8 protein-coding genes and 1 pseudogene are annotated in these 12,414 nt (G+C 45.3%); 5 read left to right on the forward strand and 4 right to left on the reverse strand.

The genetic code is table 11. The annotated features are described in order from the left end of the window. Positions 1–280 (forward strand): annotated as a pseudogene (locus T538_RS0107580) (IS1380 family transposase); the annotation flags it as partial. Between the two features lie 557 nt (positions 281–837). Here T538_RS0107580 and T538_RS0107585 read toward each other — a convergent pair. The 3 genes from T538_RS0107585 to holB are packed head-to-tail and all read right to left on the reverse strand — an operon-like array spanning position 838 to position 3,808. Next, a complete protein-coding gene (locus tag T538_RS0107585) occupies positions 838–1,344 on the reverse strand; it encodes a gliding motility lipoprotein GldH (RefSeq protein WP_031540966.1) in 507 nt (168 codons plus the stop codon). Continuing rightward, positions 1,289–2,683, reverse strand: coding sequence for a PSP1 domain-containing protein (locus T538_RS0107590; RefSeq protein ID WP_031533103.1), 1,395 nt, complete (start codon positions 2,681–2,683; stop codon positions 1,289–1,291). The genes T538_RS0107585 and T538_RS0107590 overlap by 56 nt, the downstream gene beginning before the upstream one ends. Positions 2,684–2,692: 9 nt before the next feature. Continuing rightward, entirely contained in the window at positions 2,693–3,808 is a 1,116-nt protein-coding gene (gene holB / locus T538_RS0107595) for a DNA polymerase III subunit delta' (RefSeq protein ID WP_031533102.1), read from the reverse strand. 263 nt (positions 3,809–4,071) lie between these two features. Here holB and thrA point away from each other — a divergent pair, with 263 nt between their 5' ends. The 4 genes from thrA (at position 4,072) to T538_RS0107615 (ending at position 10,976) form a co-directional block, all read left to right on the forward strand. Beyond that, a complete protein-coding gene (gene thrA, locus T538_RS0107600; RefSeq protein ID WP_031533100.1) occupies positions 4,072–6,501 on the forward strand; it encodes a bifunctional aspartate kinase/homoserine dehydrogenase I in 2,430 nt (809 codons plus the stop codon). Positions 6,502–6,516: 15 nt separating this feature from the next. Continuing rightward, positions 6,517–7,728 carry a cofactor-independent phosphoglycerate mutase gene (locus T538_RS0107605; protein WP_031533098.1) on the forward strand — a complete coding sequence of 404 codons (1,212 nt, stop codon included), beginning with the start codon at positions 6,517–6,519 and terminating at the stop codon, positions 7,726–7,728. A 10-nt stretch (positions 7,729–7,738) separates the two neighbouring features. Further along, on the forward strand, positions 7,739–9,040 hold the full coding sequence (thrC, locus tag T538_RS0107610; RefSeq protein WP_031533097.1) for a threonine synthase: 1,302 nt from the start codon (positions 7,739–7,741) through the stop codon (positions 9,038–9,040). A 232-nt stretch (positions 9,041–9,272) separates the two neighbouring features. Further along, on the forward strand, positions 9,273–10,976 hold the full coding sequence (locus T538_RS0107615; RefSeq protein WP_031540967.1) for a M48 family metalloprotease: 1,704 nt from the start codon (positions 9,273–9,275) through the stop codon (positions 10,974–10,976). 219 nt (positions 10,977–11,195) lie between these two features. Here T538_RS0107615 and T538_RS18040 read toward each other — a convergent pair whose 3' ends face one another. After that, positions 11,196–12,098, reverse strand: coding sequence for a DUF2167 domain-containing protein (locus T538_RS18040; RefSeq protein ID WP_081834902.1), 903 nt, complete (start codon positions 12,096–12,098; stop codon positions 11,196–11,198). Positions 12,099–12,414 lie beyond the last annotated feature (316 nt).

The raw sequence follows: 12,414 nt of genomic DNA on the forward strand, positions 1-12,414 counted from the left end.
CGTATCGCACAACTTCTGGGCGACAGAAGCCTGCGGCAATTTCATAATCATGGCATACAACTTCATGTCGCTGTTTCGCCATGCATTGATGAACTCCGACAAAAAGAAGTTCCTCAAGACAATCCGCTACGAACTGATATCAACACCCGCATATCTGGGAAAGACAAAAAACAAGCACATTCTGTACTTGGCCAGGTCGTTGAAAACACGACGATCCTTCCTCTCGATATGGGAAAAACTAAAGGTTTTCTCTCTGCCATACAGCACCGAGAAATCCTAATGACCGATTTGGGTTAAGTCGCATTTGTCGCTCATCCTCTGTTCGCTTGCTACCGAAGGGTCGCAAGAATTCCCACCGCTAAAAAACAGTCATTAAAAGAGTAATTTTTTGTCGCATAACGACAATGCGAGTTGCAAACTCGCGTATATTGATGCTGCCAAATTACAAATTCGGCAGAACATAGGTCTTATAAATGGCTGGTAGCTTATTTGGAAAGAAAGAGCAACGGGCTTCTCCAGAGTCTCACACTCTCCATACTAACCCAATTGCTACTTTGGCTATTACATGTTAAGAGTTAACCTATTACTATTCTCAATCATTAGTCTACCTTTATAAATCCTTCCCCGTACCTCCCGGCTTACTTGAATCTACCTTGAATCTATCTTCTGTCTTGCTACCATCTTCCTACCTTCTTGCTACCTTCTTCCTACCTTCTTCCTACCCACTATTTTGTATTTACCAAAAGAATATTTTTGCTGAAAAATGTCCGTTATAGAACTGCTGTGCTTCGAAGCATAAAAAAGGGAAGAAGACCGAATCTTCTTCCTGAAAAAATATTATTCTGCCTCGACTATTTTCACGCCGATGTCGTGGATGCCGTTTAGCAGTTCGCTGCGCATGTTGTGCGTAATTTTTATTGTCGATTTCTGACCTTTCTTTATGTTGAAAGTGCCTATCGGGTAGGCATATTGCACCGTGCTGATGCCGTTGCCCTGAATGTCGCCCGTCTCGTTAAGAATTGTGCATTTAATACTCTGCTTAACGTACTTGGTGCTGTCGGCAAAGTTGTGCTCGGCTTTGAGCCACAGCGTTTGGTAAGGATAGCGCGAGTTTGTCCGTACCTCTACCTGAACCTCTACCTTGCGGTCGGTCCATACGGCAGGGAGTGTGAATTTTGCTGTGTCGTCCTTCTCCCACTTGCTGTTCTCGATAGAATGGAAAGAGTGCAGTAATGTTTTGTCATCACTGCACGCCGAAAAAAGTATAATAAGACACGCTGCCAGCAGACTACTGCTGAGCAGGCGCGTTATTGTTTCTGTTCGCATCATTATTTCTGTTGCCATTGTTTTTATGGCGTGGCTCTTTCGGACCGCGATTATTGTTTTTTGGTCTTCTCTGCTCGCGAGGCTCGCCCTGCTGGTTGTTGTTTGGCGTTCTTGGCTGCGCGTCTCTCTGCTGATTGTCGTGCTGAGGACGATGCTGCTTTTGCTTGCGTGGCTGACCGCCTGCGTTCTGCTGCTGACCTTCGCCGTTTTGCTGGCGGTTGCTTGGCTGACGCTGCTGGTCGTTGTTTGGCTTGCCGCCGTTATTTGATTTGTTCGCGCTCTTCTTTTTCTTTCGCTTGTTGCGGTCGAAGCGTGTAAGGCTGTCCTGCTCAAGAATGTCGATAGGCTTCTTTGGGTCTGACGACTCGCCGCCGCTGGCAAGTTGGGCAGGCTTCTCGCCGTTCTTGTTCATGTTTATTACCTCGAAGGCGCGCTTCTCGCTGATGGTTACGAGATTGGCAGCGATATTCTTGTCGGTAGAGTAGGTTATCATGCCCGTAAGAATGTCGCACTTGAACCAGTAGTAAGTGCCGTCGATAGTCTCCAACTGAATCTCCTTTGATGGCAGACGGCGCGAAGCCTCTACATAAGTGTCAACCTCGTAGTTCATGCAGCACTTTAACTTGGCGCATTGTCCTGCCAGTTTCTGAGGGTTGAGAGAGATGTCCTGAAAGCGTGCCGCGCTTGTGCTCACGCTTATGAAACTCGTCATCCAAGTGGCGCAGCACAATTCGCGTCCGCACGGACCGATACCGCCTATTCTGCCAGCCTCCTGTCGTGCTCCAATCTGCTTCATCTCGATGCGCACGTGAAAGGCGTCTGCCAGAACCTTGATGAGCTGGCGGAAGTCAACGCGCTCGTCGGCAATGTAGTAGAAGATAGCCTTGTTGCCGTCGCCCTGATACTCAACATCGCCGATTTTCATGTTCAGGTTGAGGTCTTTGGCAATCTGGCGCGAACGAATCATGGTGTCGTGCTCCTTTGCCTTTGCTTCCTCGTATTTCTCCATGTCAACCGGCTTAGCCTTGCGGTAGATGCGCTTTATCTCCACGTCGGGCTTGAGGTTGGCCTTCTTCATCTTCAGCGGAACAAGGCGTCCGGTAAGCGTTACCGTTCCGATGTCGTGTCCCGGGCTCGACTCAACGGCTACGATGTCGCCGGCAACGAGGTCGAGTTTGTTTGAGTTGCGGTAGTATCCCTTTCGGGTATTCTTAAACTGCACCTCGACGTAAGGGCTCAACTCGTCGTTGTTCGGGATGTCGGCCAGCCAGTTGTATGTGTTCAACTGTTTATTCTGTTTGCAGCAGCCACGGCACGAAAGACCTCTGCCGGCTCCGTTCAATTTAAATTCGCTCATATATTGATGTTATGTTTTTATGAGCACAGTCATCTTTAGTGCAAAGTCGAAGAAGACAATCTTCGGATTAACGTTTTGCATTATATGTATCTGTGCTTCAGAAAGTTCGTGCATAAGTCCGATAATGTTCCTCTCGTTTATGAAAGGCGAGAACTTTATTGCAAAGTTACTTTCTTCATTGTTCATTGTATTCAGTTCCTTCTTGTGGAAGTTGTTTATGAAACTCTCGCGGAGCATGTGCTGTGCGTACTCCAGAAAGTTCTTCTGCTTTTCCTTTCCCTTCGATGCCATGGCCTCGCTCCATTGCTTCATCTCCTTGGCCTTGCGCATGTACGAGAGTCGCATTATGAGCACGAACATGTCGAAGTAGAATTTGCGGTCGTCGTTGGTGCTCATCTCCTGCCTTGCCCTCTGATAACTTCCGCCTGATGATAGTGCTATGCCGCGCGCAACATCCTCTTCCATTCCGAAGTTCTGCATCAGCGCCTTCTGAATGTCGTCGGGGCTGAGTGCCGGGATGTCTACGCGTTGCGTTCGGCTTGTGATGGTAGGCAGCATCTGTTCGGGATGCTCCGAAACGAGCAGGAAGAGCGTCTTTGCCGGCGGCTCTTCGAGAATCTTCAGCAGTTTGTTGGCACATTCGGTCTGCATCTTCTCGGGCAGCCAGATAATCATTATCTTGTATCCGCCCTCGAACGACTTTAGCGACAACTTTCGCGTTATACTCTCGCTCTCGGCGGTGTAGATGCTCGGCTGCCTCTCGTCGCCCATGGCGTTCATCCACTCCTCCAGATTCATGTAAGGGTTGGCAAGAACAGCCTCGCGCCAGTCTTTTACAAAATCGTCGCTCACGGTAGTGGTGCTCTTCTTAACCACCGGAAAGACGAAGTGCAGGTCGGGATGCTCAAGTTTAGCCGCCTGCTTGCACGAGGGACATTGTCCGCAGGCATCACCGTCGGTAGGGTGCTCGCACAGCAGATATTGTGCGTATGCCAGAGCCAACGCAAGTTTTCCGCATCCCTCAGGTCCGCAGAAAAGCTGGGCATGAGCAATGCGATTCTCCTTTATCTCTTGCAGAAGTTTCTGCTTTACAGAGTCCTGACCTATTATGTTGCTGAAAAACATTCTGTTCGTTCTCTCTTTCTTTCTTGCCGTGGCAGGCGCGACGTTAGCCTACTTACGAGCGTACAAATTTAGTAAAAAATGTGAATATAGATGTAACGATTTGACGAAATTAACCCCTTTAAACTAAAAAACTATGTTTTGTAGCCGATTTCTTTTTAAAAAATATTATTTTTGCAATCGTTTCAGCACCCTTTTTGGTGATGTTATCTTAACGATACTGAGTAAACAAAGACCCCCGTTGTTAGGGGATTATTATAGAAAAGATGAAAGTATTAAAATTTGGTGGAACATCCGTAGGTTCTGTTGACAGTATTTTGAATGTCAAGAAGATTGTTGAGGCTTGTAACGAGCCTGTTATCGTAGTAGTTTCGGCTCTTGGAGGTATAACCGACAAACTGATTCAAACATCGCAAATGGCGGTAAGCGGCGACCCCGCGTATCTCACGTCGTTCGAGGAGATTGTGACGCGTCATCATCAGATGATCGAAGCACTTATCGAGAACGCCGAAAAGCGAACCGAACTGCTTGCGAGGGTTGATGAACTGCTTAACGAACTAAAGAGTATCTATCATGGCGTTTATCTTATACGCGACCTTAGCGAGAAGACATCCGCAGCCATCGTAAGTTACGGCGAGCGCATGTCGTCGCAGATTGCTGCCGTTCTGATTAAGAACGCAAAGTGGTTCGACTCGCGCAATTTCATCATGACAGAGAAGAAGGAGCACAGAAACCTTCTGGACGCCGAGCTTACCAACGAACTCGTGTGCCAGACTTTTTCTGTGCTGCAGCAGGTTTCGCTCGTGCCGGGATTCATCTCGTGCGACAAGAACACAGGCGAGACTACCAACCTTGGACGCGGCGGCTCTGACTATACCGCTGCCATCATTGCGGCGGCTCTCGATGCCGAGGTGCTCGAGATTTGGACCGATGTAGACGGATTCATGACTGCCGACCCTAAGGTTATCAGCGCAGCATACACAATAGACGAACTGAGTTATGTGGAGGCTATGGAGCTTTGCAACTTCGGAGCAAAGGTCGTTTATCCTCCAACAATATATCCTGTGTGTCTGAAGAATATTCCAATCTTGATAAAGAATACCTTCCGACCAGAGGCAAAGGGCACGATAATACGCGGAAACATCTCGCACAGCAAGCGTGCCATCAAGGGAATTTCATCAATCAAGGGTACGAGCCTTATAACCGTTGCCGGACTTTCGATGGTGGGCGTTATCGGTGTTAACCGCCGAATATTCACGACACTCGCAAATGCCGGAATAAGCGTGTTCCTCGTTTCTCAGGCTTCTTCTGAAAACAGTACTTCTATCGGCGTACGCGATGCCGATGCCAAGACGGCCTGCGAGGTGCTCGACAATGAGTTTGCCGAGGAGATTGCGGCCGGCTCAATGTTCAAGATGAGCGTCGAGAGCGATTTGGCAACCGTTGCCGTGGTGGGCGAGAACATGAAGCACACTCCGGGCATTGCCGGAAAACTATTCGGAACGCTGGGACGAAGCGGTATCAGCGTAATCGCATGCGCTCAGGGAGCGTCGGAGACTAACATCTCGTTCGTAGTCGAGGCTAAGTCGCTCCGCAAGACACTAAATGTACTGCACGACAGTTTTTTTCTCTCTGAATATCAGGTGCTGAACGTATTCATCTGCGGAACAGGAACCGTGGGAGGCAGCCTGATAGAACAGATTGCAGCACAGCAGAAGACTCTGATGGCAGAGAGAAACCTGAAGATTAACGTGGTGGGAATAGCAAGCGGACACAATGCTATGTTCTGCCGCGAGGGCTTGTCGCTCGATAACTTCCGCGAAGACTTGAAGAATGCCGAGCCAAGCAACATAAAGCGTCTGCACGACGAGGTTATCGGCATGAACATCTTCAACTCGGTGTTTGTTGACTGTACAGCAAGTGCTGATGTTGCCGGACTGTATCAGGATTTTCTTGAAAACAACATATCGGTCGTTGCAGCCAACAAGATTGCAGCATCGTCTGAATACGAGAAATACGAGAAGCTTAAGCAGACTGCCCTACGTCGTGGCGTTAAGTTCTTGTTCGAGACAAACGTGGGCGCAGGCTTGCCTGTCATAAACACAATCAACGACCTCATCAACAGCGGCGACAAGATTCTGAAAATCGAGGCGGTGGTGAGCGGAACGCTCAACTTCATCTTTAACGAGATAAGCGCAGATGTTCCTTTCAGCGAGACGGTTAGAAGAGCCAAAGAACAGGGCTATTCAGAGCCGGATCCTCGCATAGACCTGAGCGGAAAGGACGTAATCAGAAAACTCGTAATCCTCTCTCGCGAAGCAGGTTACAGAATTGAACAGGAGGATGTGGAGAAACATCTTTTTGTACCAGACGATTATTTCGAAGGCTCGGTAGAGGAGTTCTGGAAGAGACTGCCTGCACTCGATGCCGACTTTGAGGCACGTCGCAAGAAACTCGAGGAAGAGGGCAAGCATTGGCGCTTTGTTGCAAGCCTCGAGAACGGAAAGGCTAAGGTATCGCTATGCGAGGTAGACAGCACGCATCCGTTCTATCATCTCGAAGGCAGCAACAACATCATCATGCTTACAACCGACCGCTATCACGAGTATCCAATGCAGATTCAGGGATACGGCGCAGGCGCAAGCGTAACGGCTGCCGGAGTTTTTGCCGACGTAATGAGCATTGCAAACATCTAAAAAACACCAACAAAAATGAAACATATAATTATATTGGGCGATGGAATGGCAGACTGGAAGGTGAAGGAACTTGGCGACAAGACTCTTCTTCAGTATGCCAACACACCATATATGGACCTCCTTGCTAAGAACGGCAGGGTAGGCAGACTGAAGACTGTTGCCGATGGCTTCCATCCGGGAAGTGAGGTGGCAAACTCATCAATCCTTGGATACGACCAGAGCAAGGTCTACGAGGGCAGAGGTCCGCTCGAGGCTGCAAGCATCGGCGTTGAACTTGCTCCCGACGATATGGCTATCCGATGCAACCTTATCTGCATCGAGAACGGCAACATCAAGAACCATTCTTGCGGTCGTTTGGAAACAGAAGAGGCCGACGTGCTCATCAAGTTCCTTCAGGAGAAGCTTGGCAGCGAGCGAGTTCACTTCTACACCGGAATTCAGTACCGCCATCTGCTTGTGATTAAGGGCGGAAACAAGCATCTAAAGTGCACTCCGCCGCACGATGTGCCGGGACAGCCGTTCATGCCGCTTCTGGTTAAGCCTGAGATTCCTGAGGCTAAGGAGACTGCAGACCTCATCAACGACCTTATACTGAAGAGCCAGAAACTTCTTGCCGACCATCCGTTTAACAAACAGCGCGTGGCAGAGGGCAAAGACCCGGCAAACAGCATCTGGCCTTGGGCTGGCGGCTATCGTCCTAACATGACTCCGCTAACGGTTACTTATCCGCAGATAAAGCGAGGAGCGGTTATCACGGCCGTTGACCTTATCCGCGGAATTGGTCGCCTTGCCGGACTGCGTTGCATAAACGTTGAGGGCGCAACGGGCTTGTACGACACCAACTACGAGGGCAAGGCTCAGGCTGCCATCGAGGCTCTGAAGACCGACGATTTTGTCTACCTTCACGTTGAGGCAAGCGATGAGGCTGGTCACGACGGCAACCTCAAACTGAAGCTTCAGACTATCGAGGACCTCGACCGACGACTGATTGGTCCAATCTACGAGGCCGTTAAGAACTTCGACGAGCCTGTCTCAATCGCCGTTCTGCCCGACCATCCAACGCCGGTGGCTCTGCGCACGCACACCAACGAGCCTATTCCGTTCCTCATCTACTATCCGGGAATAGAGGCCGATTCGGTACAGACATTCGACGAGATTGCGGCCGTTGACGGAAGTTACGGTCTGTTTGAGGGCGATGGCTTTATTAACGAGTTTATGAACAACTAATTTAAAATATATGAAATATTACAGTACCAACGGAAAGGCTGAAAAGGCAACCCTGAAAGAGGCTGTCGTTAAGGGACTTGCATCCGACAAGGGCTTGTTTATGCCCGAGGCTATCAAGCCGCTTCCACAGTCTTTCTTCGACGAGATACAGAACCTGTCGTTTCAGGAGATTGCATACCGCGTGGCGGATGCCTTCTTTGGCGAGGACATTCCTGCCGACGACCTTAAAAAGATTGTCTACGACACGCTGTCGTTCGATGTTCCTGCCGTTCCTGTAACCGATAATATATACTCGCTCGAGTTGTTCCATGGTCCTACTCTTGCTTTCAAGGATGTTGGCGCGCGCTTCATGGCTCGCCTGCTTCAGTACTTTATCAAGCAGGAGGGCAACGAGCAGGTAAACGTGCTTGTGGCTACATCGGGCGACACAGGCTCGGCTGTGGCAAACGGCTTCCTTGGCGTTGACGGAATCCGCGTGTATGTGCTCTATCCAAAGGGCAAGGTGAGCGACATTCAGGAGTGCCAGTTCACAACACTCGGTCAGAATATCACCGCTCTTGAGGTTGACGGAGTGTTCGACGACTGTCAGGCTCTTGTAAAGAATGCTTTCATGGATGCTGACCTCAACAAGCACATGAAACTGACATCTGCCAACTCTATCAACGTGGCTCGATTCCTTCCGCAGAGTTTCTACTACTTCTACGCATACGCTCAGTTAAAGAAGTTGGGCAAGGCCGACCAGATGGTGGTTTGCGTGCCAAGCGGAAACTTCGGAAACATCTGCTCTGCCTTGTTTGGCAAGAAGATGGGATTGCCTGTTAAGCGTTTCATCGCAGCCAACAATGCCAACGACATCTTCTTTAAGTATTTGCAGACTGGCAAGTACGAGCCAAAGGCTTCTGTGCAGACAATAGCAAACGCTATGGATGTGGGCGACCCTTCTAACTTTGCGCGCATCTACGACCTTTACAACAAAGACCATGCCGCAATATGTGCCGATATTAGCGGCGCAACTTATACCGACGAGCAGATTGCCGACGCCATTCGCGAGTGCAAGGCTTCTACCGGATATCAACTCGACCCTCACGGCGCATGCGGCTACAAGGCTCTTCAGGAGGGTCTGAAGGACGGCGAGGTTGGCGTATTCCTCGAGACTGCGCACCCTGCCAAGTTCAAGAGCACGGTAGATGGCATTATTAACGGCGACATCGAGATTCCTGCCAAGCTTGCTGCCTTTATGAAGGGCACAAAGCAGAGCATTGCGATGACAAAGGATTTTGCCGACTTCAAGGCTTTCTTGATGAAACAGTAAGACAATAGATTTACACTTAAATAACAGAGCGGAAAGATGAAGGCTGAATACCTTCGGCTTTCCGCTCAAATTTTTGCAGACTTATACCTTGCCGTTCATTACAACTTCTGTTAGTCGTAGAGTATTTTGACGTTAGTAAATGTCTATGAACAAGTTCGTTAATAAAAAATTATAAAAAAAGGTTTGCTTGTTTTCTGCTTTTGTTTTATTTTTGACAAAAATTATAGCTATTATGAAATCATCAATATACGTTAAAATCATTCCAAATCTTTTCTTTTTACACAAATGGAATCTGTTATTCACTATTATCGTTTATATATTTTGTACAAATTATGTTAATGCACAAGTATTTACGGATAGTGGGAAACTTAAGGTTTTTTCGGACTCAATTGTAACGGCATATGAACAAGACGAATATGAAATTGGTGTAAAGTATGCATATAAGTTACATTCTCTTGGAGGTCTTTCTGAAGATGACATGTACAATGCAAGTTCGTGCTTTTTAGCTATGCATAAATATCAGGAATTTTTAAATTTTATCACTCAATGGGAAAAGGAACAACCAAACAAAATCTATAATATTCTTAGTGCGTTAAAGGGCGAATGTTATTTTTGGTTAGAAGATTATGAAAAATCTGAGTTTCAATTCGCAATATATATATTAAACAATAATACTTCAAAAGAAGATATAAAATTATTGTATGTGGCTGAATATGCTACTAGTTTATATAAAAATCATAAATATAAGGAAGCTGACAATTATTTTAGTTGGTATTTTAAAGATATTGCGCTTTATGAAAAGTGCGAAGTTGTGGATTTGCCAAACACAAGCCTTTGCAAATTTTACGGATATTTCTTCTATGACTATGCATATAACTGTTTTATGCAAGGACAAGAAAATAAGGGTGCTGCACTTTTGGAAATATCAAAAAGATGCGGCAACGAGTATGCATCAAAGGATATTCAAAAATTGAATCGTAATTTGTCATTCGCCAACAATTACACATATAATGCAAGCACAATTAGCGAATTCGAAAAGTGGATTAAAGCATTGGATTGTAGATGTTACTCAGGTGAAGCGTATGAGTTTTGGAAGAATGTTCAAAGCAATAATTTAGAATATAAAAAATTTGTCAATGCTTCAAAAACGTCTGCTTCATATATATCTGCATATAAAAAAGAAGAAGCGATTAACGACGTTGTAATGAAGAATATTTATAGAACATCTGCTAATAGTGAAGTAAGAGAATTAGAGTTATTCTTAGAACGTAATATTGGTGGAGGCGATATGTTCCTTAAGGAAATCCGAATAATACCAGCAAAAGAAGAAAACGCTTGTGCTCTTCCTTTTGGTAATATCTTTATTACAAGTGCGCTTGCGGAATGTTATAATTGGAATAGAGATTTATTGTTGGCAGTGTGTGGACACGAGGCAACTCATTACATATTGCAGCATCAATTTGTTGAATTATGGAAGAAAGAGAAAAAGGAAAAGAGAAATCAAGTGTGGGGTGAAATAGCTGCTGGATTAAATACCGCAGCAAATGCTGCCGTCGCATTCTATGGAGCTTCAAATGGAGTATCATATGAGCAGGATTATTGGGATGATGTTAATAAGATTAATAACGGACTTATGTATGGATTCAAAAAAGATGCTTATTATTATAAATTTAAATATGAAAGAAGACAAGAATTAGAATCTGACATAGTCGCATATAGATTTTGTGAAGCTATAGGAATTGGTGGATATGCTTATATAATGGCATTGCAATTATTAGATGGTGAAGGAATGTATATGAAAGTTGAAAAGACAGCAGACCATCCATCAAATGCATTTAGAATAGGCTTGTTAAAGCATCTTTGGAATAAAGAGCATCTTGACTTTGCAGTAAGTAATAAAAATTTTAGATTCCCAGATGATATAATTAGCAAATAATGAAATTCTTATAAACCCAAATCAGTCGTTAGAAATTTTGCCTTACATAATGTTCAGATAAGTATTCGGAGCCTATGAAAATATAAGCGAAAAGTGCTAATTATTGACTCTGGGTATTTAAACCAACTTACATTTTGCTACTTATTTTTTCTAACGACCGATTTGGGTTAAAGCGCTCGGATTCGGAAATCCGAGCGAGCAAGGGTGAATTAGCCTAAGTTATTCTTTGTTCTTCTTTTTGAAGAACTTCATTATTGCAGTTGCACCACCAGCAGCAGCAATTGCTATTATCTTCCAGAACTTAAGAAGGAATATTCCTATCTTGGCTAAGATACCCGTTTTTGCAAGCATTGTACCTGCAACGAGTCCTCCAATAGTCCATTCTGATACCTTGTCTCGGCTTTCGTCAAAGTCGGTATAAGCATAGCCCTTGTCGTATTTCAGACTGTTGATAATCTTTGATTCTGAAGCAACAACCTCCTTGCAGTCTGTTGGGTCAATGACTGCGTTGATAGACACAAGACCGTCCTTACCCAGTATTCTCATGTCGTAGTTTACTACATCGTTATCTGTGAACGATATAGCCTTTGCCCATACAAGTACATGGCTATCTGTCAAGTATTTAGGCTTGACTGCCCATCCCTTTAAAGAATACTTGTTTTCTTTTGGAAGCGTCTTGTTCTCTTCTTCTGCCGTTTTTTTCAAATCTGCAAGAAGATCATCATAGTCAATACTATTTGCATCGTCATCCTTAACGTATCCGCAGTTTTCGTAGGTGATGATATAAGCCATGGAAATCTGATAAAAGCACAAAGCGGTATTAGGAACCAATGCACCTAAAAGTCCTTCTGTCCTGTCTTCCGGATTTCCCCAGTAGTCAATCAGGAGGCTCCTTGCTTGAATACTGTCCAAAAAGACAAATCCTTCAGGAACATTAATCGAAGCATGACAGGATGCTAATTTTATAACACCTGATTTTCCATAAACAGAGTCTGACTTCAATTCTTCCAATGTACTTTGATCCACTCCGCTGGCAAGCATTTCATCGTCAGTAACATTAACAAAAGAACACAATCCCACTATAAGCACGAGAAGTGTACAAAATACAAAACTTTTCTTCATTTTTATAATTGTTATATCATATATTTAAAATCATGCAAGTTCAAGCCACTCCGTAGGCTCTTGAAAATTTCTGATTACTACGCATTTACTGCTGCAATAAGTTATTTGAAATTTTAATAATTTTAGATTTTACAGCAAAAATACAAATATTTTTTGTCATTCAGACATTTGTCTATATATTAATGCTGTTTTAAAATGCAATACTCATGTACTTTATTTACAACAGTCTTTTTGTTTTGCTTCTTGCGCCAAGATGCTAAACGTTTTCTTGCGAATGACATCAGGCGTTTCAACGTTTCAGCGTTTCAAGTGTTTC

This window comes from Bacteroides sp. Ga6A2 (assembly GCF_000702225.1).
GTDB lineage: Bacteria > Bacteroidota > Bacteroidia > Bacteroidales > Bacteroidaceae > Ga6A1.

Bases quoted from the DNA above. Each gene is read 5' to 3' on its own strand.
- holB (WP_031533102.1), bottom strand. From the start codon at position 3,808: ATGTTTTTCAGCAACATAATAGGTCAGGACTCTGTAAAGCAGAAACTT.
- T538_RS0107605 (WP_031533098.1), top strand. From the start codon at position 6,517: ATGAAACATATAATTATATTGGGCGATGGAATGGCAGACTGGAAGGTG.
- T538_RS0107590 (WP_031533103.1), bottom strand. From the start codon at position 2,683: ATGAGCGAATTTAAATTGAACGGAGCCGGCAGAGGTCTTTCGTGCCGT.
- T538_RS0107585 (WP_031540966.1), bottom strand. From the start codon at position 1,344: ATGGCAACAGAAATAATGATGCGAACAGAAACAATAACGCGCCTGCTC.
- T538_RS18040 (WP_081834902.1), bottom strand. From the start codon at position 12,098: ATGAAGAAAAGTTTTGTATTTTGTACACTTCTCGTGCTTATAGTGGGA.
- thrC (WP_031533097.1), top strand. From the start codon at position 7,739: ATGAAATATTACAGTACCAACGGAAAGGCTGAAAAGGCAACCCTGAAA.
- T538_RS0107615 (WP_031540967.1), top strand. From the start codon at position 9,273: ATGAAATCATCAATATACGTTAAAATCATTCCAAATCTTTTCTTTTTA.
- thrA (WP_031533100.1), top strand. From the start codon at position 4,072: ATGAAAGTATTAAAATTTGGTGGAACATCCGTAGGTTCTGTTGACAGT.